Genomic DNA, 21,868 nt, shown 5'->3' on the forward strand with positions numbered 1-21,868 from the left:
CAAGTGCGATTAAACCGGTTGAGTAGATCCGGTAAGCGGCTTTACCAAAAACGAAAAGAAACGATTGAGCGAAGCTTCGCGGACGCTAAACAGCTCCATGGGTTTCGCTATTGCCGTTTGCGGGGGCTTCGAAATGTCACGGAGCAAGCGCTTATGACAGCAGCCGTACAAAACATGAAAAAGATTGCATTCCATCTGGAGCGGAAGGCGAAAGAGGCCTAGCCTCCCATCCGGCCTTCTCAAAATAGCCTCTAAATACAGAAAGAAACCCAACGTTTTAAAAAAACATGGGTTTCTCTACAATCTGAGAGGGCGAAATGCCCTCTTTTTTTCATGCTTTTTCCTTCTAGAACCCCAGCCTTTACAAAACTCAAATCGTCATGCAGTATTTAATAAGAAGTATTATTTCCACGCATGGGAGTGTATATCTTTTGGATACTGTACAATTAAAGCTAACCGATTCGACGAATCCCGACTTATTGCAGCTGATCACCCAACTAGATGAAGAGCTATACGCCAAGTATCCAGCGGAAGAAGTATTCATAGTGGACTTTAACGATCAAGCGATCCATGACGTTGATAGCGTTATATGAAAAATGCGGCTATTATCATATCGAGCCATTCGGTGAGTATATTGATTGCCCCAGCAGCATTTGCATGGAAAAGAAGCTGAGGTAGTTCTATACTTCTCCGTCTTGTAAGGAAAGGAACATGATATGAACAAAAATGAAGCTAGCAGTATCCATTCAAATGAAATCGGTGATTTGAAAGTATGCAGACTAGAGCACGACGACGTTGAAGACATACTTAAGCTGATGGAGGACGTTGTTTCACGTCTCCCCTCCCGCACTCTCTTCGCCACGGACGATATAGATTACCTCCACGCTCACATCGAAGAACATGGAGAAATATACGGCGCGTTTTCCGGTGGACGGCTAGCTGCCTACTCCGTGCTTGCATTCCCCGGTTCCGCTGCCAAAAATTTGGGGCGTGAGTTTGGAGTTCCGGAGGACGAGCTGCATTTAGTAGCGATTTTTGATGCGACTATCGTTCACGAATCCGTTCGAGGGCGAGGCTTGCAGCGGTATTTCCACCATTTGCGAGAGCAGCGCGCTCGTGCCCGCGGCTTTCTGTACGTATACTCTACCGTTCATCCCGATAACGAGGCCAGCCGGCGGAATCTCGAAGCAGCCGGCTTCTCCCTTCAATTTACCCGTCCTATGTACGGAGGACATCCGAGGCACTGTTATGCCAAGCGCCTATAAGAGGTAAAAAAAAACGACACAGGCCGTGGGCCTCATGTCGTTTTTCTTATTTTTAGCGTACTCCGAGCAAAATTTCAATAGTAAGCTGATCGAGCTTCTCGTATTTGATGCCTTCCGCACCGATGCCCGCACGGTCCACTTGATATCCTTTCAACGCTTTCAAGCTCTCAGCGGAGAATTGAATATCGAAGCCAGGCAGATCCAGCTTCTTGCCGTTAATTTCTTGCAACAACGCTTGAATCTCTTTATCCTCGTTGAATTGTCTTACTTTCTCCTTCAAGATCAAGTAAGTTTTCATATTCCCTTTGGCAAACTCGATAACGCCTTGGCGGTCTTCCGTACGAAGCGCGTGCGCATCGAAATGCAGCATGCCTTTGTAGTTGTAGTCTTCCAACAGCTTGACGAGGAAGAAAGCTTCCTTGATGCCATCAGAGCCAAAACGCAAGTCTTGGTCGAAGCGTCCCATCTTCTGATCGTTCAAATCGATATGGAACAGCTTACCTGCATCCAGTGCCTGAGCAACCGCATGATAGAAGTTCAAGCCAGCCATGCGCTCATGGGCAACCTCAGGGTTAACCCCTACCAGCTCAGGATGATCCAACGTAGTGATTAGACCGAGCATAGCTCCTGTAGTTGGCATATAGATGTCGGCACGCGGCTCGTTCGGCTTTGCCTCCAGCGCGAATTTGTAGCCGTAGTTTTGCGAAATGCTGTATTCGCACAAATAGTTGATTGCTTCTCTATAGCGCTTGGTAGCTTCTACTGCATCTTTACCCGCATCGACTTCCGAGCCTTCACGTCCGCCCCACAAAACGAAGGTTTCCGCTCCAAACTCTTTGCCAAGATCCATCGCTTGCATCGTCTTCTGGATCGCGTAAGCGCGTACACGAGGATCGTTGGATGTAAAGCCGCCATCCTTGAAGATTGGATCAGTGAACAGACTTACTGTGGCCATAGGTACTTTCAATCCGGTATCTTCCAGAGCGCGACGGAATTCACTTACAATACGGTCTCTTTCCGCAGGTGTAGCGTCAATCGGCACGAGATCGTTGTCATGGAAGTTTACGCCATAAGCGCCAAGCTCCGCAAGCATATGTACCGATTCTACCGGGGTAAAGCCTTCCCGTACAGGCAATCCGAACGGGTCACGGCCTGAATTGCCTACCGTCCATAGGCCGAATGTAAAACGATCTTCTTTTTTAGGAATAAATGAACTCATAAGTGCACCTCCGCGCGTACTTTGTTTATTCGATAAACTATGTTTCTGAGGATTAGTTTACCACTGATCGGATGAAAATAAAAGACCTGCTGCGGACCTTTTATATATAAATTTTTTAGCGCATTCATGGGACTGAATTCAAGAAAAAGAAAAAGCCGTCTCCCGACGACCTCCAGCCTAGGCACTGAATTCACGGGAAACGACTATTTTTAAGGCAATCATGTATTTCAACAAAAGGGTCACAGCTGGAACACCGCTCTATTCTCCCCTACAATAGTTCCACTGCCATTGGTAAGAATCTTCGGACACAACCTGTACAGTTCGTCGATAGTCTGCTTGCGATCATATCCGATCTGCTCCAGAATAGCTGCCACAATCATCGGCCATTTATCTTCGGAGCCATCCATCACCTTAAGGGCAAACGCAAGCCTCTCCTTACGCAGACCGAAACAGTAGACTCCCTTCGCTCCTCCCTTGGCGACGATATTATCGTCGGAAAGCAGCGTCGAGCAAATCATGTCCGTCCCAGCTACCATCTCGAAGTTGCGGTTCATTAATGCCGTTATCTCCTCTACAGCGACCCTTGTCGCCTTATCGCCAATAAGATCGGGGCAACCCAGCTTCAAATAGGCTAATGCCAAATGATACAGCGGGATAGCAAACACGGGAAAGCCGCAGCCGTCAACGCCGATATGAATATTTTCCGCAGGATATTCGGATAGCATAGCCAATGTTTGAACAATCTCCTGCTGTACAGGGTGTTTCGGATCATCGTACCCGCTCAAGCTAAAGCCTCTGCTCTTACAGTAAGCAAGAATGCCCAGATGTTTGCCCGAGCAATTATGATACAATCGGCGCTCTGGCTTCCCTTGGGTAACGAGTTCGTTGAGAGCAGCTGTATTTAATGGGTAGGTCGCATGACAGGCCAGATGTTCCTCAGACAACCCGATTTTGTCCATCATGGATTCCAGAGCCGTAACATGAAAGGGCTCCGAACGGTGCGACGCAGTCATAATTGCAAGCTCTTTTTCGGTAAAAGGATAGCGTTGTGCTATGCCATAACGAAAAGACGGAATCGCCTGAATCGGCTTCGCCGCCGAGCGCAAATAGGTCATGTGATGTGCATTTCCGACTTTGTACCTCACGCTGCCCGATTCATCTACGCCACAAATATGCCCGGCATATTGGCACTCGAGCAGTCCGCCGCGAAGCTCCTCTACCAGGATCTCGCTCATATGGGTTCCTCCCGCTACATTAATTGGAAAAACTCGCAACGATATTCGCCGCTGCGTGCAGTTTGACTGGATCCAGCGGTTTCCACGGGCTTGAATCCACACGGACACCAGTACCTAAATGGACCTCCGTGACCCCTGATTCAGATATAAAGGAGGCCAGAGATTCAATCTTCAACCCGCTTCCTGCAAGCAGAGTGATCGATAACTCTTTACAAATCCGATTCATTTGTTGAATCGTCTTTATGGAATCTAGCGCGCTTGGCTTTCCTCCTGATGTCAGTATACGCGAAATCGACGAATACTTGCCTATTGTACGGAGCGCCTCTTCTTGATCCCTCACTTCATCTATAGCCCGGTGAAATGTAACGGATACTCCTTTCGCCTCCGCCAACAGACGCTCCATCGCAGCCTCATCAACTCGACCGCCCGGAGTTAATGCACCGACTACAATACCGGCAGGACCAAGACTACGAATGATGCGGATATCCGCAAGCATGGTACGTATGTCGTCCTCATCATAGAAAAACGTATTGGCATGCGGGCGGACCATGACATGAACCGGTATAGTAACCGCGGCAAGTACCTGTTCGATGAGACCGAAGCTCGGTGTCACCCCGCCCTCTCCTATGCCAGATATCAGCTCGATTCTTCCCGCCCCGTTATTTTGTGCTAATCTCGCATCGGCAACACTCGTTGCTATCACTTCCAATATCATGAGACATCCCTCTTCCCTTGAGGTCATTTTGTCTTTTCTTATGTAATTGAGCTTATCGTACGCCCGCATTCTAACATACCCTTGCCCATTTGCATACCCGAAAACAAGGTCATTTATCCTTATCATGTTTCACGCCATTAAACATTGGTTAATGACATGACAAGGTGTCTCCACCCTGATGTCGAGGTATAAAATGGCCGCTGCCGAGAAATGCTAATGCGGGAAATTGACAACAAAGGGAAAGGAGAACGGCCATGACAAGTCAGGACATCCGACGAATTCACGAGCTTAACGATGTAAAAACATCCGGCTGGACCGGAGAAGAGCTGCACTATCATCAACGTGTCATGAGTGATTTGTCCCCTTGGCTAAATGCCCAGGGTACAGCTATGCTGAGTCAAATTATTCAAGAAATCCAAAAGCGGGATTGAATACATTCTCACTTTTTATACATACATGTTGATTTTATATCAAAAATAGAGGATAATAAGAAACGGAATAAGAAATTACATATTATTAGGAGGTATAACCATGGCACATCAATTACCAGCACTGCCTTATGCAAACAACGCGTTGGAACCGCATATCGACGAGACAACTATGATGATTCACCACGATCGTCATCACAACACTTATGTAACGAACTTGAACGGTGCTTTGGAAGGTCACCCAGAGCTTCAAGCAAAAAGCATTGAAGATCTGATCGCTGATCTGAACAGCGTACCTGAAGCTATCCGTACTGCTGTTCGCAACAACGGCGGCGGACACGCTAACCACTCCCTGTTCTGGGAAGTTATCGGACCTAACGGCGGCGGCGCTCCAACAGGTAAATTGGCTGATGCCATCAACAACGAATTGGGCGGCTTCGATAAATTCAAAGAAGATTTCGCTAAAGCCGGCACTACTCGTTTCGGAAGCGGCTGGGCATGGCTTTCCGTTACTCCTCAAGGCAAATTGGTTGTAAGCAGCACTCCTAACCAAGACAGCCCTATCATGGAAGGCAACACGCCAATCCTTGGTATGGACGTATGGGAGCATGCTTACTACTTGAAATATCAAAACAAACGTCCTGACTACATCTCTGCGTTCTGGAATGTTGTTAACTGGGCTGAAGTTGGCAAACGTTACGAAGCTGCAGCAAAATAAGCATTGTACCATTAGAGAGAGGGGCTCTATAGTCCCTCTCTTTTTGATGTGTTCATGGAATATTCCGTAGCATTTTTTTCCTTGATATGAAATAATGGGAACAACGTTAATCGAAGCCTTGCGATGAACCATCAGGCATTTATACAGCTTTCCAGCAAGCACAATCAAATAACCGAGTACAAAGGTGGTATTTAGTCGATGAGACTACTCCCTATCTCAATGGTGCAACCCGGCATGAGGCTTGGCAAATCCATTGTGTCCGAAGAGGGGCAAACGATGTTGAGTTACCACTCGGAGCTTTCCCAGCCTGATATTCGCAAATTAAAGCTGATGGGCTATCAGCAGCTGCATATCGATGATCCTCGAACGGACGATATTCAAATTGCTGATGCGCTGAGCGAGGATACGTCGAGTGCCGTTCGACATCACTTGATGCCCGCTTTTCAAAGGCTGCAGCAATCCGGAGACTGGAACAGCGGAGACATGCGCTCCTTGTCACAATCAGCGCTCATTAGTATGAAGCTGATTCTTGACGATTTGCAGGAGCAGCGCAAGCTATCGCCCGAGGATGATACGATCAGGTTAATGTACACCAACAAAAACAGTCTTTCTATCCTTGAGCAGCTGTGGCAAAACGCCTTGAATGTTTGTGTATATGCCACTCGAATCGGCATTCTCGATGGCTACGGGCAGGACGACCTCTACGCTTTCGGGCTTGGCGCCATGCTGCACGATATCGGTAACACCCAAGTATCCCCCAAGCTGTTATTAAAAACAGGCCCCCTTACACCGCTCGAATACGAGGAAATTCAAAAGCACACAGAGTACGGCTACAAAATAGTCAAAGATGCTCCTGGTATCCCGCTCTTGTCCGCACACTGCACACTTCAGCATCACGAGAAGATTAATGGGAGCGGTTATCCTGCCGGCTTAACTCAAGCGGGTATTCATCCTTATGCCCAATGGATAGGTTTGTTGGACGCTTACGATGCTATGACCAATCCGCGTCCTTACCGACCAGCTTTTCCACCGGAACACGCACTGGAAAATCTTTTCACAAGAGCTGGAACGCTGTATGATAGAGAGAAGGTAGATTCGTTTCGCAGCCGTGCCGCCATTTATCCCGTCGGCTTAAGCGTTCGGTTAAGTACAGGACAAATCGGTATCGTATCGAAACGCAACCTCGGCTTGAAACACCGACCGGTCGTCCGCATTCTTACCAATGAGCAGGGCCAAGACTTGATGAAGTCTGTGGAAATGGATTTATCCACCCACCCGCACATTAGGATTTACCGCATTGGCGAAGATGCGCTGGTACATTAAGTTTGGAAAAGAGATGAGCTTTGAATGCACAATATTGTTCCTTTATTAAAGGAAGTTCCTTTATTTGAAGATCTGACGGTAAGTGAGCTAATGTCCATATCGCCTCTCTTTACGGAACGTAAAATAAAGAAAAATACGGTTTTGTTCCATGAAGGCGATCAAGGAAACGAATTTTTCATCATCGAGACGGGTGTCGTCAAAATTTATCGAATCGATTACACAAAGGAAGTCATCCTTAGCTTATTAAGCGAGGGAGATTATTTCGGGGAAATGTCGCTTATACAGCAAGTTATGACCCGATCGGCTACGGCAGAGACGTTGGCTCCAACCACGATGTATTCCTTAATGAGATCCGATTTTATCGCTTTTTTGGAGAAGTCACCGAAGCTTTGCCTAAAGCTGCTTGAAGCCACAATGGAACGGCTGCGCAACGCCAATGATCAAATTGCCAATCTAACCTTCCTGGATGTACGCACACGGACCATCAAAGTCATCTCCCGGTTAGCTGAGGAGCATGGCATTATGCGTCAGAGTGGGATCTTAATCAATATGAAGCTGACCCACCAGCAGCTGGCCAACCTGGCTGGAACCGTGCGCGAGTCTGTTACCAAGGTGCTGCAGGAGCTTCAGGATGATCAGATCATCTCAATCGATAAAAAAATGATCTTCATAAAAAAGATGGATGCATTAAAAGAGCGGATTGTTTAAAACCCGCTCTTTTTGCTTCCTTTCGACTAAGAGCCTTGCTCAGCGAAATACCGGTTTAAAATTTTCAAAAAGACATTGGGGAACGCATACTGTCCCATCGAATCCCGGTCAACCCACTGATAGTGAGAAGGCATAAGCATTCCCGCGCTGGAAGGCACCATCATGGGCTCCAGACTACAGGCTACAACCTGCATATCCCAATGGATATGACTAAAGGTGTGTTCAGCATGCATGTACCATCTTTCTGGATGAATGCCGATAGTTTCTTCGGCCAATTGATCGATCAATATGGACACCGAAGCGGGAATCGAGTCTATCGCGTGATGCGCCTTCTCCGAACCCGAGTATGCGAATGGAACCTCCGCATGCGGCAGCTCCCACATCCGGGCGAGCAAGCCTTCCTGCGGCCGCTGCCGAATCAGCACCTGTCCCTTGTTCGGGCCGGTTCCTTCGACAAGAGCGGCAAGCCGATACTCTGGACGCGGAGGCTTGGCCTTTTTCTTAACAGGCAGCTCCTCCTCCATTCCCGCTTCCCGGGCGGAGCAATGCTCCATTACGGGACAGGTCAGGCAGTGAGGCGATCGGGGAGTGCAAACCATTGCTCCAAGCTCCATCAAGCCTTGATTAAAATCCCCGGCTGCGCCCTCAGGAATCAGCTCCTTCGCGAGCTTCTCCATCAGCCCTCTTGTGCTGACCTTCATAATGTCTTCCTCGATGAGAAAATAACGTGACAGCACCCGCATGACATTACCGTCCACTGCCGGCTCCGGTTTATTGTACGCTATACTTAGTACCGCTCCGGCCGTGTAGGGACCAACTCCTTTTAAGGTGGAGATTTCCTTCAATGTATCCGGAACCACACCACCATACCGCTCCTGCACCTCACGTACGGCGCCTTGCAAATTGCGGGCTCTAGAGTAATACCCAAGTCCTTCCCACAGCTTCAGCACATCTTCCTCCGGGGCGTTAGCAAGTGCCTCCATCGTCGGAAACCGTTCGGTAAACCGGTGGAAGTACGGTATGACCGTGTCCACTCGGGTTTGCTGCAGCATCACTTCAGAAATCCATATATGATAAGGGTTTTTGCTTCGCCGCCAGGGCAGGTCCCTGCGATGCTTGCGGTACCATGCCAGCAGCTCTTCAGAAAAATATTGTTTTTTAAGGTTCGTATCCATGAGGTCTCCTTCTATTGCCGAACGTTATGGTATAATGATGGCATTTAAAACCATCAGAGGAGTGAGGCAAATGTTAACTCCCGGTGAACTGGCGGCACGGCTCAATAGGCTCGTTATTTCCATCCTACTAGTAGGACATCAAAAATGCAGCCCCCAGTGGCACCAACTGCCCAGAACGATTCAACACAATTCGATCTGGCTTATCATTAAAGGGAAAGGTACGTTTACGATCAACGGAACGCATTATCCTGCAGAGCCTGGAAAATTTTTTTGCTTCAGTCCCGGTATGGTCGTAGAACGGCGTACAGATGCCGAGCAGCCGCTCGAGTACTACTTCCTCCGTTTTCATTATACGGAAACTTTCGAGGAGAAGGAACAGTGGATTTACCGCAGCTCCTCTGAAGCCGCTTTTCCCTTGGAGGGCATGTACACGGTCAACAATACGCCTCAGCTCATTTATTTGTTCGAGCAGCTGGATATTTTATGGAAGCGCAGAGGGCATATGACCGCCATGCGGAGAAAAATATTGCTTCTGGAGTTCTTCCTAACCCTCATCCAAGACTTCCGCGCGCAAAAAATAGCTGGCGACACCACTGCCGCCATAGAGCTGACGCAGGATCATATGGTCGGCCATTATCAAGAGCCATTAACCTTAGAGGGATTGGCGCAAATGGCAGGCTTGAGCGTCAGTCACTATTCCCGATTGTTTAAAAAATATATCGGATACAGTCCTATCGATTACTTGACCCATCTGCGGGTGGATCGCGCCAAAGAATTATTGGTTCTGTCCGATTACCGACTGAAGCTGATCGCTAACAGTGTCGGGTACACGGATGAATTTTACTTCAGCCGTATTTTCAAAAAAGTCACCGGTGTCTCGCCTCGCGATTACGCGAAAAAGCACCGCTTCGCTCCTTTTATGGACCGGTAAAAACGCATAAGCTGTCGTCTCGGCGCACGGTTTGACTTCCCATGTCGAAAGGTGTACGCTACCCATAAGCACGCCTTTTTCCATTGATTTCAACCGATATGGGCGTACAACGGACGGCTTCCGTCAACAGATCAAACCACTCGGGTAGGGGGATAACCGGATGAGTAGATTAAATAAAGGGCTCAGTTGGGCCATTTCTTTGCTAATTGTAGGAACATTGGCCGGCTGCGGCAGTGCCGCCAAGCAGGGCGGGGAACCTTTCGGAGGCAGCAATAAAGCAGCAAGCCAGGGCGACGCGCTGACAAGCGCACCGGAGCAGGTACAAGCTCTCTACAAACAAAGCTGTATCTCTTGCCACGGGAATAATCTCGAAGGCAAGGTCGGTCCCACAACCAATCTGCAAAAGATCGGCGGAAAGCTGACGAAGGAGCAGATCAGCAAGCAGATTATTAGCGGTGGCAACGGCATGCCGGGCTTTGGCACCAAGCTGAAGCCGGAGGAAACCGAAGCGTTAGCTGAATGGCTTGCAGGTAAAAAATAAACCTTAAGCACTACTTACATAGCTGAACGCATAGACCAAAAACATCCGTTCTACGATTCGCTCGTATATCAGATGTTTTTGTTTTTTAATGTGATGAATCAAAATAAGAATGAGTGCTGCGCGCCATTTAATTTCAAAAATTTATTTTGTCTTCCTTATTTGGCTGCAACATTTTACCGGACGATTCCGTTTTTAGAAGTGAAACAACATTTTGGTAATCGGGGGAATAATATGAAATCGACAGTCAAAAACAAGCTCATTATCGGAGTTGCCACAGTCACCTTATTATCTGGCCTGACTTATTTCACCTCTCTTCATCCGGCTGGCGTCACACCAGCTTACGCTGAGCAAGTGAGCCCGGCCTACAGCAAAACTATTACCGTTGGAGGCGAAGGCGAGATCAAGGTTACTCCAGACGTAGCCTATATCAATTTGGGCGTTATGACCAAAGCCAACACCGCAAGTGAAGCCCAGACACTGAACGCTGAAAGCTTCGCAGGCCTGACTTCCATGCTGTATGATACGTACAAGCTCGACAAGACAGACGTGAAAACGTCCGGATTCTCCGTGCAGCCGGTTTATAACTATTCGGATAAGGAACCGAAAATTACCGGTTACTCCGCAACACAAATGGTTCAAGTCACTTACCGCGATATCGATAAAGTGGGCGCTTTCCTCGATGCGGCATCCGCTGCCGGGGCGAACCAAATTAATGGTGTTCAGTTCGATACCGAAAAACGCCAGGACTATGAGATCCAGGCCATTGATTCTGCAATGAAAAATGCCGAAGCCAAAGCGAAAGCCATTGCCAAAACCGTCGGTAAAGAGCTGAAAGGCGTAGTAAACGTAGTCCAAAACGGAAGCTCCGCTATCCCTATTCGCCGCGAGTACAGTCCTATGCTTATGAAAACAGCGGATTCCACTTCTACTCCAACATCCATCGCTCCAGGTGAACTGACGATTACAACGAATCTCAGTGTTCAATACGAATTCTAATAAAAACATGTAAAATAAAAAGAATCTCTCACAGTCTTAATTGACCGTGGGAGATTCTTTAGTTAGCCTGCTTAAAGTCTTTTCAACCCGTAGCGTTCGTACAGCACATTCAAGTGGTGCAGCTCATGACCGACGATGACGCATGCCAATGCCCTTGCAGAGAACACACTATCACTCGCGGTTCCTTGTCTTATCCATGCTTCCTCTGTAAGTGCACTCAACAGGGTGAGAGTAGCTTGTCGAACCGCTTTGTAGTCTTCAAGCAGAAACGCAACGGAACATTGATTAAAAGGAGCACCCTCCATCATCGTATCTTGATCGTAACCAGGCAGTGGCGTCTTATCTCCTCTTGCAATACGAAGCAGGCGGTAGCTCATGATCCGCTCATTGTCCGTAATGTGGCCTAGTACCTCTTTAACACTCCATTTTCCGTCTGCATACCTATAGTTTCCTTGCTCATCCGTTAAATCACTTAACAAAGCATAGGTGCTATTGAGCTGCTCTTTCAAAATCTGGCTCAAATCCCCCTCTTCGGGAACAAGCCTAATATAGGTGCTGTAATAAGGAGCATACTCGCTTGAAGTTGGCCTTTGGTTCATATCGAATAACCGCCTTTCCCCTCAACCGTTTTTTCGAATTTCCAAGCTGCTGATTTCCGTTTCTTATTCCCATGGGAAGCGGGTAATTAAATGATCAGAAAACTCCTTGCTTTCTTCCCGGCGTGCTTTGCGCATTTCAGCTCGTCTTGTAGCCGTTTGATTCAAACGGCGCTCTTCTTCGGTTTCCGGGATCACCTTAGGAACCTGAATCGGCCTCTTGTTCTCATCCATCGCGACGAAAGTAAGAAACGACGTGGCTGCGATCGTTCTTTCGCCCGACTTCAAATCCTCGGTGATGACCTTCACGAACACTTCCATCGAGCTTTTCCCTGTCCAAGTTACGAATGATTCCAAGCAAACCGAATCTGTCGGCCGGATCGGGGACAAAAAGTCGACGGAGTCGGTAGAAGCTGTTACTACCGATCGGCGGCAGTGCTTGGATGCCGAAATAGAGGCAATATCGTCAATGTATGCCATTAACTTGCCTCCAAATAGCGTGTTGTGGTTATTGACATCCGTGGGAAATATTCTGGATGTCTTATACGTTCTCGATTCCTTAACAAATCGCTGCTCCACTACTCTTTTCCTCCCATGCATGTAAACGGTTCTTCTCTAGTTTGATGTTTCAACTATCGCGTAAGCCATAGCCATTGACTCCGTATGGGTTATGCTCAGATGGACTATAGCTCCATTCGGAAGCTGCAGCCTCTGAAGCGCTTCATCTGACAGTCTGCAACCAGGTTTACCTAGAGCATCCGGAAGCACTTCCATATCCTGCAGCGACACCTGCTTGCCGATACCACACCCTAGAGCCTTGCTTACAGCCTCTTTGGCAGCAAAACGGCCGGCTACAAACTCAGCCAATCTTCCTTTGCGCTGAGACGCGAGCTCTCTCTCCGCTTCGGTAAGTATTCGCTGCATGAATCGCTCACCTGCCGTGCTCTCCAGAATGCTCTTCACTCTTGCAATGTCGAGCAGATCCGTACCAATTCCAATAATCATCGGGAAAGCGTCCTTTTCCAGTCCGGTATGAAAGAGCCCTCAACGTCCAGACCCTCCCCGGGTATTTTATCTCATCGTATCGAATCTGCATTCCAAACGCAAGAAAAGAATCCCCGCCGCGACCTGTCTATTCTTTTGAAAAAACAGACCGAGCATGGCTCGGCCTGTTCATATTAGATCCCTGGAATCTGAGCACGCTTGTGCTCTGTTTTCAAGTAATGCTTCTCCAACTTTTCCTTGTCGGCCGGATCGATCTCCTTGCCTTCAAGATAACTGCTGTTAGCCTCGTAAGTGATGCCAAGCTCATTCTCGTCGGTTTGACCTTCCCATAAGCCGGCAGTTGGGGCCTTATCCAGAACGCTTTGCGGAACGCCGAGCGCTGCAGCCAGTTGTCGAACTTGACGCTTGTTCAATGAGCTAAGAGGAGTAATGTCTACAGCTCCATCGCCGTATTTGGTATAGAAACCAGTGATCGCCTCGGATGCATGGTCTGTACCAACGACAAGCAAATTCAGCTCAAAGGCCAGCGCATATTGCATTACCATCCGCGTTCTCGCCTTTACGTTTCCTTTGCCGCCGCGGCTTAAATGCCGATGCTCTCCGATGGATTTCAAGGCATGCTCCGCTTCGAGCGCAATCTCGTTGACCGCTTCCTCAATGTTGGTTTCGACCCGATATTTTAGCTTGAACGCTTCGGCTACGGCGTAGCTGTCCGCGATATCCACTTGTTGTCCATAAGGCTGGAAAACGCCTAGCGTCTTGTATTCCTTGCCTTTTTCCTGCGTTAATTCATCGGTGGCCCGAATGCAGAGTCCTGTGGCTACGGCACTGTCAATCCCGCCGCTGATAGCGATCAAGAGACCGTTGACTCCCGATGATACTATGTACTCCTTCAAAAAATCGACGCGTTTGCGGATTTCTTCATCCACATTGATTTGCGGCTTTACACCCAACTTTGCGATAATTTCCTGTTGTATACTCATCGTTTATACACCTCTTCCACTCTCTATTTCCTATAAGTATAGTGAACTGTATACAGATTGCAAGAACTAAAAAGCCCCTCATCGGCCGTTGATCTATCCGGTACCGATGGGGAGCTTTTAAAGGACTTCTTATTTGCAATACTGCTCAAATGCGCTGATCAAATCTCCAGCGATCATATCGGCCGAACGGTCTTCGATTTGATGACGTTGGATGAAATGTACCAACTCACCGTCTTTCAGAAGAGCGATGGACGGGGAAGACGGAGGATAAGGTGCCAAATATTCGCGCGCCTTAGCTGTCGCTTCTTTATCCTGACCAGCGAATACGGTAAACAATTGATCCGGCTTCACTGCGTTTTGCAGTGCTTTGGCTACGCCTGGTCTGCATTGTCCGGCGGCACAGCCGCAAACGGAGTTAATAACAAGAAGAGCAGTGCCCTTGGAATTCTCGATGTTTTCCACAACCTCTTCAGGCGTGCGCAGTTCAGTGATTCCGTGACGAGTCAACTCATCTCTCATCGGTTGAACCATATCTTTCATGTATGACTCAAATGACATGGACATTTACTTCCACTCCTTTACCTACATAAGGATTTACAAACTATCGTATGTCTCATTATACATCGGCAAGGTAGGAAAGCAAAGTCCTTAATAAAAGTTTGAGCATTCATTTATGGTTATTACGATTTATCAGTATTCGGTTGCTCGCCATTCTCCGCCTCACTGTCCAAAGGGGCACTGTAGACAGGATAAGCGACATTTTTGTCGGGATGAGCAAAATTGCCTGTTTGCGGAATAATCCCCTTCTCGAAATAATCTTTGTTCTCCGCTGTTTGAAAGCCAATATCCTTGAATGGATGCACCCATTCGTCACCTGACATAACCGAAGGATCGACTTCCTTAGACCAGTTTTCTAGCGGAGACTCGTCTGATTCATAGTCGTGGTCTCCGATTACCACGCCCTGAGAGTTGACAAAGGGATCTCTCGGCCCCCTCCCCTCCAGAAATTGCGGTAAAAAGTTAATCTCAAACGGGTCCAGTTCGCTTTGATCCCTTGTATTGGCTGAAACGGGACGACTAGGCTGTTCTTTCTCGTTGGGACTCATGCTTGGTCACTCCTTTATGCTTGCATGATAAATAAAGTTCCTAAACCGAAGGACGGTTCGGGCCATCCAGTTTTTTATCCCGTATCGCTTCATTTGCCACTTCCGGGCTATTATTTTGCTGCGCTTGAATTTGCTGTTCCTTAGAGTTTACGGTGCGGTTCTTTGCCATAGTCACCATCTCCCTTCCCTGTTATTATGCTTCCCCTCATGGAATTAACTCAAAGCTTCAAAAATTGGTACGTAAACGAATGCTTACTGAGTACCTCAAACTGGTAGCCTTGCTGCTTCAAATGAACAATAACCTCGGGAAGCGCTTCTACGGTCGTTGTTTTAACATCCATATCGTGCATCAGCACAATAATCCGATTTTTTCCGGTGCTGTTTCCCTTAACTGCGTTAATAATTTCCTCTTTAGGTTGAACGACTGCGGCAGCATCCGTAGAGCTCACATTCCAATCAAAGTATTGATACCCATTTTTCGACATTTCCCGGGTAATAGCATTCATCACGCTTCGACCTCCAGCCCGCCAGCTTAACCGATTATTCGACCCGCCAGGAAAACGGATTAGCTTTGGTTCTATTCCCACCTTATCATGCAGAAACCGACCTAGCTTGTCCGCATCGGTTTTAAAGGCCTCCACAGAAGCATAGATTCGCTGATAGTCATGCGAGTATGAATGATTGCCCAGCGTATGTCCTAATTGAACGATATGCTTGAGCGACATGAGGTGTTTTTCAGCGGCGCGTCCGGTTACAAAAAAAGTCGCTTTGACATCATTTTCGTTTAAAATCTGCAAAATACGCTCCGTATTACGCGAAGGGCCGTCATCGAAAGTCAAATAGGCTATTTTGTTCTTCCCGATACTTTCCTTTACTTTGGATGAGGGTGCCTCCACTTGATGATATAAAGGTTCGGTGTAGCTTCCTTTTAGCTTAAGCTTAGTCGTTACGCGCTCCTCTTCCTTATCCTCGTACTCTTGCAGCGGAATTGTCGCAGGTTCATTCACTAAGAGTTCATCGGTAAATGGCTGCGGCTGAGAAGTGTGCTCTGTAGCGAGGTCTTCACTAGAGTTGAAATTCGAATCTGTTGAGTAAGTCGGAAGCCATACGGTCCAAATCAATGAAATGGCAATGCATCCGGCTAAAATGGACCACATTAGCCCGTTTCCCTGCTTCAAGGAAATCCCTCCAGTTCCCGACATCGTAAGGTTATTATGGCTCTCCTGTCGTCGGCAAAGACCGTAGAATTACTGGTTAGCCTGGGATATATATGAAATAATTACTTATCGCTGAAGCTCCCTGTCCTTTGCTTTAAGTTGGAAAAAGCGTACAATGAGAAAAACGTACTTTCATAGATGCGCGACCGCGTTTAGCGGATGTTTTTATCACCAATAGGAACGTTCTTCACTTTGTTATGCTGTGGTGATGTTATACCTTCCTATGTGGTGAGCCATTGAAATTCATTCTGGATGCAAGGAGCTTCAAACTATTATGTCTTATGATGTCATCGTGATTGGGGGCGGGCCCTCCGGCCTCATGTCCTGTATTGCAGCGGCCTCCCATGGAGCCAAGGTGCTGCTGATCGATAAAGGGGATAAGCTCGGGCGCAAGCTCGGCATTTCCGGAGGCGGAAGATGCAACGTTACCAACGCGAAAGAGTTGGACGAGCTGATTCGACATATTCCCGGCAACGGGCGTTTCTTATACAGCGCATTTGCGCATTTCAGTAACAAGGATATTATTTCCTTCTTCGAAGGACTTGGGATTCGACTCAAGGAAGAAGATCGGGGACGCATGTTTCCGGTTTCCGATAAAGCCAAGACGGTTGTTGACGCGTTAATTGCCAAGGTTCGCAGCTTGGGTGTGGATATCCGGGTGAACAGTCCGGTTCGGCGTGTACTTTATGCTGAAGATCGTGTCCAGGGCGTAGAGCTGCTGGACGGACGCCGTGTCGAAGCTGACGCAGTCATTATAGCTACCGGGGGCAAATCCGTGCCGCATACAGGCTCTACAGGAGACGGCTACGCTTGGGCAGAAGCGGGAGGTCACACGATTACGGAGCTGTACCCGACGGAGGTACCGGTCACCTCCAAGGAGTCTTTCATTCGCAGTAAGGAGCTGCAAGGCCTATCCCTGCGTGATATTACGCTTTCGGTGTGGAACCCAAAGGGGAAGAAGCTCATCGAGCATGAAGGCGACATGATTTTCACCCATTTCGGCATCTCGGGACCTGCTGTACTGAGGTGCAGCCAATTCGTCGTCAAAGCGTTGAAGCAGTTCAACGTCCCAACTATCCGAATGACACTGGATTTGTTTCCTGATTTGAGTGTCGATGAAGTGTATAACCATACACTTTCGTTATCCAAAGCAGACCCAAAGAAGCAAATCAAGAATGTTCTGAAAAGTGCCATATCGGAACGTCTGCTCCCCCTAATGCTAAGTAAAGCGGGAGTTGCTGAAGATCTCACTTACGACAACCTTCCGAAGCAGCCTTGGATGGAGCTGGCCAAGCTGTTGAAGGCTTTTCCCATCGAGGTAAATGGTACCCTTTCTATTGAAGAGGCTTTTGTTACGGGCGGGGGAGTAAATTTAAAGGAAATCGATCCGAAAACGATGCAATCCAAGCTCGTAGCGGGCTTGTTCTTTTGCGGGGAAATTCTCGACATTCACGGCTATACAGGCGGCTATAATATTACTGCGGCTTTTACGACAGGGTATACAGCGGGGAAAAGCGCGGCGGAGGGCACTCATGATTAACAGGACTATTTCTCATCTGGAATCTCTACTACAATCTGTCCCTCAAAGAATATGACAAATAAACCGCGATGATATCTTAGGAAGAAAAATGGTCACACTTCAATGGTTGATTCAAGACCACATTGAACATATGAAGCATCACTTAGGACAAATGTTTACCGTTGACCGCACATAAAACGAAAAAAGGATGGCCATTACGCCATCCTTTTCTTACTTCCCTCTTACTTCGGCATCCGATTCGCCGCAGAGAAATATTCTGGGCTCGTTCCATCCGTGAACCGGACGGCCGTTTTCGCTTTGGAAAAGTCATTGCCGACGACAAACATCTCTTCCACATCTACCTGTTCCAACGTCAAGAACGCATCCATCCCATTCTCGGCTTTACAGCCTTCGACAGAAAGTCCCTGAACATTCTTCAGTTCAATCGTGCTGGAGCCCTCTTTTGCTGCTTTGCCCCGAAAGCCCTTAAGAGCCAACTGCTCGATATGCTCCCCGTATAGTGCATTGGACCAATGCTCATTCGGCTTCCCATCCCACACGACTTCCACATCGTCAAGCGATACGTTCTTCGCGTGACGGCAAAATACAGCAGGAACATGGTGCGGAAATACACCTCTTGCGGACGGCTGTGTATCGAACAATCCGCCAGGGTAGCCGCTTTTTACCCGCATCGTGTGCTTTAGTCCACGAATCGAGATATTCTCGATGACACTTTCCTCCGAGCCCTCCAGATAAACGCCGCCTTCGGATTCCACCAAAATGTGCTCGAAGCGGATGTTGCGGATTTTCCCAGGTGCGTGCTGCGCGCCGTTGCGGCGTTCAGCCGTAATAAAGATCGGCTCCCCTTTGCCCCACCAGCGAAGCTCCCTTTGGGTCTCCTCCGCATCGCTGAACAATCTTGTCTCAATAATAATATTCGAGAACAATATATTTTCGACCGTAGCGCCATCTCTGACCCACAAGCCCAGACCCCGGTTGGAATTGCGGATGACACAGTTTTGCACAACAATATTGCGGATATCGCCATGGGTTTCTGTCCCGATTTTCACACCGGAGTCATGGGTGACCAACGTACAATTGGTAACCGTAATATTTTCGCAAGCTCCATAGCGCTCTGCACCGTTCTTCGTCGTTTTCACAACGATACAGTCGTCACCCGTTTCAATATGGCAGTCGGAAATATGCACATCCTTACAGCAGTCCGGATCGATACCGTCGTTGTTAGGGCCGCGCTGCTGTCCCAAAATCTTAATCCCATTAATATTAACCCGGTTGCACCCGGTCATATGAAGTCCCCATGACGAAGCGCGATAAAGCGTAACGTCCCGGAACAGCACATCCGTACAGCCCTCAAAGTCAATCAGCTTAGGGCGGAAACCACCTAAAGGAAGCAGCACATAATCGCTAACACCGTCCTCCGGCTCGAGGAAATGCTCCCCGCGTCCATCAATGATGCCCAGACCGGTAATCGATACCTTCTCAGCGTGCCGTGCGCAGATCAACGCATTTTTGCCTTGGCCTTCGCTATAAAATAAATCCTCGGAGCCTGCCGTCTTCGGCGCTACGAAATCTTGTTCCTCCATGCTGCTCACAATGCGTGCCGCCGGTTCCAAATGCAGATTGACAAATGATTTGATCATCACCGTGCCCGACAAGTACTCTCCCTTGGGAACGACAACCGTGCCACCACCCTGCTCAAAGCAATGATCGATCGCTGCTTGAATGCTAGCCGTATCTTTAGCGACACCGTCACCTACCGCGCCAAAATCTTTAATACTCACTATCATACTGCTTCATCTCCTTTATACGCGTTCATTATGCTCATCGCCACAGTAATAGGCAAAGACAGGCTCAATATGCTTAAAGTACAAATGTCCGTCCTCCCAAGCCTGGAAATGCAGATCCATTCGGGAATCATTCCAGTTTTCTGGCGTACCGTTTGTGTTCAATTTTTTCGGAGCAATCGGCTCTTCAACAACCTTCGGGAATTCCTGATAACCGAACAGCAGATTTTCGTGCATGGCAATGATTTCGTATTTTTCTCCCAGAAAGGCACGTTCCTCCTGGAGCTGGTAGTGATAATAAATGTAGCTGGCCATCATCTCCGGCTTCAGGTGCGCTACCCTGCCCGCCCTCCGCTCTACCGGGGCTTTGCGAATCCAGTGATCGTAGCTGACCGGCTCATTAAAATGAAATACGTCGACCATCGGAATCCATTGTCTTTTGCTGGCTTGTCCAGGCCAATCCTCTAAAAAGGGAGCCGCTTCCTGGAACATGTCATCCGGGTGCACCTCTTCATGAATACATTCATAATACAGAAAAACATTCCTCATCCATCGGTATGCCGCAATAGTCATCAGTGCGCCTTCATCCACAAGCCTTCTTGCAGCTTGGGACTCAAGCATGTGCTGCAGGCCCAAGTCTTGCTGCCCCTCTTTTAGCTGCGCACGAAAAATCATTCTTTTCACATTTATCTGCTCCATTCACAACATGATCTCTTAGAGAACTTTTCTTGCATCGTAAGCTTATACTTCTTATTGATACTATGTTTTTGGTTTTCCATCAACAAGACATTTATGCAGCAGCGCCGATTCCCTTTGACTTTTATTGCTCCATTGCTCCTTTTTTGCAAAAAAGAGCCGCTGGCAGCCTCTAAAAGGTGCCAACGACTCTTATTGTCGATGATTTATTATTTCCTTGCAGATGCGACGACATCCTTAGGAATAGGACATTGATAAGTGCTTCCTTCAAGACGATCCTTCAGCTCCTGCTTAGCTTGCTCGATGAGCTCCGGATTCTGAATCATCCTCATGGCTGTTGACGCCATGACCTTACCGGCATGCAGCATGCCTTTGTGAGCTATAGAAGTAGCTCCCAGAGTGACCCACTGCCATGTGTGCGGAGGCGACCCGACGACGAAGCATGCGGTCGTGCATTGAACTGTCGGCGTAACCCAGCTCACATCCCCTACATCTGTTGAACCGTAAAGCGGTAATGTTCCCGTATAGGGGTTCAATCGATCCGCCATATCGCAATTTCTCATTCCTGCAGGAATGTTAGGTGCGCTGCTCTTCTCCGCGTCCGTCAACGTGGCTCTAACGTTACGTGCCAGCTCCAGCTCGGCTTCATCATGGGTTGGAACTCCAAGCTCGGCAAACTGCTCGTACATGATCTGCTCCATCACCGAATTCGGAACGAGGTTCGAGCAAGCTTTATCAAACACGATGCTAACTTCCGTGCCCGTCATAAGCGCTGCGCCTCGGGCGATATCGCTGACCCGGTCAAAGATGTCCTTGGCTTGCGAAATTTGCGGTGCGCGGATTAAGTACAGCACCTCGGCATTCGGCTGCACCACATTGGGAGAATGACCTCCGCTGTTAGTAACCGCGTAATGCACTCTTGCCTCTTGAATAATGTGCTCGCGCAAATAATTGACGCCGATGTTCATGAGCTCTACCGCATCTAAAGCGCTTCGTCCGAGATGCGGGCTAGCGGCTGCATGCGCGCTTTTGCCCTTAAACTTGTAATAGATTTGATAATTAGCCAAGGAGCTGACCGACATGATGCTGTTATAATCCATCGGATGCCAGCTAATAGAGAAATCGACATCATCGAACAGTCCTTCTCTGGCCATAAAGGCTTTACCGGAGCCACCCTCTTCTCCTGGACAACCGTAGTAGCGGATGGTTCCCGGGATGCCGTTCTCCTCCATGTACTGCTTCAGTGCGACAGCAGCGGCCAAGGAGCCGGTTCCAAGCAGATTATGCCCGCAGCCGTGCCCGTTGCCTCCAGGTACAACCGGCTCCGCTTGAGGCGTTGCTTTCTTCTGGCTCAAACCGGATAACGCATCAAATTCGCCCAGCAGGGCTACGACAGGATAACCGCTTCCATAGCTTCCGATAAAAGCGGTAGGAATGCCCCCTGCGCCCCTCTCAACGGCGAAGCCTTCTTTCTCCAATGCTTGACAGAGCAGCTCCGCGGAACGAAACTCCTCGAAGCGGGTTTCCGCATAATCCCAAATACAGTCACTGAGATGAATGAAGGTATCTCTCTTCTGCTCGATAATGGCTGAAAGCCGTTCTGTTGGCTTCATCTTCATCAGTCCCTTACATATAATAAACGAACAATTAACGAAAGTTACGTTTATTAATATTATAGGACTTCTTA

The 21,868-nt window shown here is 48.3% G+C and carries 26 protein-coding genes; 11 read left to right on the plus strand and 15 right to left on the minus strand.

The annotated features are described in order from the left end of the window. The 3 genes from BP97_RS37510 to BP97_RS0126235 form a co-directional block, all read left to right on the plus strand. Positions 1-222: transposase (locus tag BP97_RS37510; protein ID WP_028549151.1), on the plus strand; the 222-nt coding region annotated here is incomplete at its 5' end. A gap of 209 nt (positions 223-431) precedes the next feature. Continuing rightward, complete coding sequence (locus BP97_RS39850; protein WP_231506435.1) at positions 432-593, plus strand: hypothetical protein; 162 nt, start codon at positions 432-434, stop codon at positions 591-593. 123 nt (positions 594-716) lie between these two features. After that, on the plus strand, positions 717-1,265 hold the full coding sequence (locus BP97_RS0126235; protein ID WP_051620985.1) for a GNAT family N-acetyltransferase: 549 nt from the start codon (positions 717-719) through the stop codon (positions 1,263-1,265). 52 nt (positions 1,266-1,317) lie between these two features. On the opposite strand, the gene xylA is transcribed toward BP97_RS0126235, so the two are convergent. The 3 genes from xylA to BP97_RS0126250 all read right to left on the minus strand — a co-directional run bounded on the left by xylA (position 1,318) and on the right by BP97_RS0126250 (position 4,434). After that, on the minus strand, positions 1,318-2,484 hold the full coding sequence (xylA, locus tag BP97_RS0126240; protein ID WP_028551775.1) for a xylose isomerase: 1,167 nt from the start codon (positions 2,482-2,484) through the stop codon (positions 1,318-1,320). Positions 2,485-2,723: 239 nt separating this feature from the next. Continuing rightward, a complete protein-coding gene (locus BP97_RS0126245; protein WP_028551776.1) occupies positions 2,724-3,719 on the minus strand; it encodes an asparaginase in 996 nt (331 codons plus the stop codon). Between the two features lie 19 nt (positions 3,720-3,738). Then, complete coding sequence (locus tag BP97_RS0126250; RefSeq protein WP_028551777.1) at positions 3,739-4,434, minus strand: copper homeostasis protein CutC; 696 nt, start codon at positions 4,432-4,434, stop codon at positions 3,739-3,741. A gap of 254 nt (positions 4,435-4,688) precedes the next feature. Between BP97_RS0126250 and BP97_RS40770 the strand changes: the two genes are divergently transcribed. The 4 genes from BP97_RS40770 to BP97_RS0126270 all read left to right on the plus strand — a co-directional run bounded on the left by BP97_RS40770 (position 4,689) and on the right by BP97_RS0126270 (position 7,611). Beyond that, on the plus strand, positions 4,689-4,865 hold the full coding sequence (locus BP97_RS40770; RefSeq protein WP_197035542.1) for a hypothetical protein: 177 nt from the start codon (positions 4,689-4,691) through the stop codon (positions 4,863-4,865). Positions 4,866-4,965: 100 nt separating this feature from the next. Beyond that, on the plus strand, positions 4,966-5,580 hold the full coding sequence (locus BP97_RS0126260; RefSeq protein WP_028551778.1) for a superoxide dismutase: 615 nt from the start codon (positions 4,966-4,968) through the stop codon (positions 5,578-5,580). A gap of 198 nt (positions 5,581-5,778) precedes the next feature. Further along, complete coding sequence (locus BP97_RS0126265) at positions 5,779-6,903, plus strand: HD-GYP domain-containing protein (protein ID WP_028551779.1); 1,125 nt, start codon at positions 5,779-5,781, stop codon at positions 6,901-6,903. A gap of 24 nt (positions 6,904-6,927) precedes the next feature. Next, positions 6,928-7,611 carry a Crp/Fnr family transcriptional regulator gene (locus tag BP97_RS0126270; protein WP_028551780.1) on the plus strand — a complete coding sequence of 228 codons (684 nt, stop codon included), beginning with the start codon at positions 6,928-6,930 and terminating at the stop codon, positions 7,609-7,611. Between the two features lie 26 nt (positions 7,612-7,637). On the opposite strand, the gene mutY is transcribed toward BP97_RS0126270, so the two are convergent. Further along, positions 7,638-8,786 carry an A/G-specific adenine glycosylase gene (mutY, locus tag BP97_RS0126275; protein WP_028551781.1) on the minus strand — a complete coding sequence of 383 codons (1,149 nt, stop codon included), beginning with the start codon at positions 8,784-8,786 and terminating at the stop codon, positions 7,638-7,640. A 70-nt stretch (positions 8,787-8,856) separates the two neighbouring features. On the opposite strand from mutY, the gene BP97_RS0126280 reads away from it, so the two are divergent. From BP97_RS0126280 to BP97_RS0126290, 3 genes are all read left to right on the plus strand, one after another. Beyond that, a complete protein-coding gene (locus tag BP97_RS0126280) occupies positions 8,857-9,717 on the plus strand; it encodes a helix-turn-helix domain-containing protein (protein ID WP_028551782.1) in 861 nt (286 codons plus the stop codon). 160 nt (positions 9,718-9,877) lie between these two features. Then, a complete protein-coding gene (locus tag BP97_RS0126285) occupies positions 9,878-10,258 on the plus strand; it encodes a c-type cytochrome (RefSeq protein ID WP_051620987.1) in 381 nt (126 codons plus the stop codon). Between the two features lie 231 nt (positions 10,259-10,489). After that, complete coding sequence (locus tag BP97_RS0126290; protein WP_028551784.1) at positions 10,490-11,254, plus strand: SIMPL domain-containing protein; 765 nt, start codon at positions 10,490-10,492, stop codon at positions 11,252-11,254. Between the two features lie 71 nt (positions 11,255-11,325). Here BP97_RS0126290 and BP97_RS0126295 read toward each other — a convergent pair whose 3' ends face one another. The 8 genes from BP97_RS0126295 to BP97_RS37520 all read right to left on the minus strand — a co-directional run bounded on the left by BP97_RS0126295 (position 11,326) and on the right by BP97_RS37520 (position 16,122). After that, on the minus strand, positions 11,326-11,853 hold the full coding sequence (locus BP97_RS0126295) for a DinB family protein (protein WP_028551785.1): 528 nt from the start codon (positions 11,851-11,853) through the stop codon (positions 11,326-11,328). Between the two features lie 63 nt (positions 11,854-11,916). Continuing rightward, the gene (locus BP97_RS0126300) at positions 11,917-12,429 is read right to left on the minus strand and encodes an acyl-CoA thioesterase (protein WP_028551786.1); all 513 of its coding nucleotides are present in this window, start codon (positions 12,427-12,429) and stop codon (positions 11,917-11,919) included. A gap of 36 nt (positions 12,430-12,465) precedes the next feature. Beyond that, a complete protein-coding gene (gene acpS, locus BP97_RS0126305) occupies positions 12,466-12,855 on the minus strand; it encodes a holo-ACP synthase (protein WP_028551787.1) in 390 nt (129 codons plus the stop codon). Between the two features lie 173 nt (positions 12,856-13,028). Then, on the minus strand, positions 13,029-13,838 hold the full coding sequence (gene nadE / locus BP97_RS0126310) for an ammonia-dependent NAD(+) synthetase (protein ID WP_028551788.1): 810 nt from the start codon (positions 13,836-13,838) through the stop codon (positions 13,029-13,031). Positions 13,839-13,967: 129 nt separating this feature from the next. Then, a complete protein-coding gene (locus BP97_RS0126315) occupies positions 13,968-14,402 on the minus strand; it encodes a BrxA/BrxB family bacilliredoxin (protein WP_028551789.1) in 435 nt (144 codons plus the stop codon). A gap of 116 nt (positions 14,403-14,518) precedes the next feature. Further along, positions 14,519-14,944: a DUF3905 domain-containing protein gene (locus BP97_RS37515; RefSeq protein ID WP_051620988.1), complete on the minus strand. Its 426-nt coding sequence runs from the start codon at positions 14,942-14,944 to the stop codon at positions 14,519-14,521. A 40-nt stretch (positions 14,945-14,984) separates the two neighbouring features. Beyond that, the gene (locus tag BP97_RS41490; protein WP_269321931.1) at positions 14,985-15,113 is read right to left on the minus strand and encodes a hypothetical protein; all 129 of its coding nucleotides are present in this window, start codon (positions 15,111-15,113) and stop codon (positions 14,985-14,987) included. Positions 15,114-15,162: 49 nt separating this feature from the next. Next, positions 15,163-16,122, minus strand: a complete 960-nt coding sequence (locus BP97_RS37520; protein WP_051620989.1) for a polysaccharide deacetylase family protein — start codon at positions 16,120-16,122, stop codon at positions 15,163-15,165. 313 nt (positions 16,123-16,435) lie between these two features. Between BP97_RS37520 and BP97_RS0126335 the strand changes: the two genes are divergently transcribed. Further along, positions 16,436-17,701: a BaiN/RdsA family NAD(P)/FAD-dependent oxidoreductase gene (locus BP97_RS0126335; RefSeq protein ID WP_028551790.1), complete on the plus strand. Its 1,266-nt coding sequence runs from the start codon at positions 16,436-16,438 to the stop codon at positions 17,699-17,701. Positions 17,702-17,922: 221 nt separating this feature from the next. On the opposite strand, the gene BP97_RS37525 is transcribed toward BP97_RS0126335, so the two are convergent. The 3 genes from BP97_RS37525 to BP97_RS0126355 form a co-directional block, all read right to left on the minus strand. After that, positions 17,923-19,488 carry a glycoside hydrolase family 28 protein gene (locus BP97_RS37525; protein WP_051620990.1) on the minus strand — a complete coding sequence of 522 codons (1,566 nt, stop codon included), beginning with the start codon at positions 19,486-19,488 and terminating at the stop codon, positions 17,923-17,925. Between the two features lie 15 nt (positions 19,489-19,503). After that, the gene (locus tag BP97_RS0126345; RefSeq protein ID WP_231506438.1) at positions 19,504-20,160 is read right to left on the minus strand and encodes a hypothetical protein; all 657 of its coding nucleotides are present in this window, start codon (positions 20,158-20,160) and stop codon (positions 19,504-19,506) included. A 230-nt stretch (positions 20,161-20,390) separates the two neighbouring features. Further along, the gene (locus tag BP97_RS0126355) at positions 20,391-21,800 is read right to left on the minus strand and encodes a M20 family metallopeptidase (RefSeq protein ID WP_036746582.1); all 1,410 of its coding nucleotides are present in this window, start codon (positions 21,798-21,800) and stop codon (positions 20,391-20,393) included. Between the last annotated feature and the right edge of the window lie 68 nt (positions 21,801-21,868).

This window comes from Paenibacillus sp. UNC451MF (genome assembly GCF_000686845.1).
Lineage (GTDB): Bacteria > Bacillota > Bacilli > Paenibacillales > NBRC-103111 > Paenibacillus_S.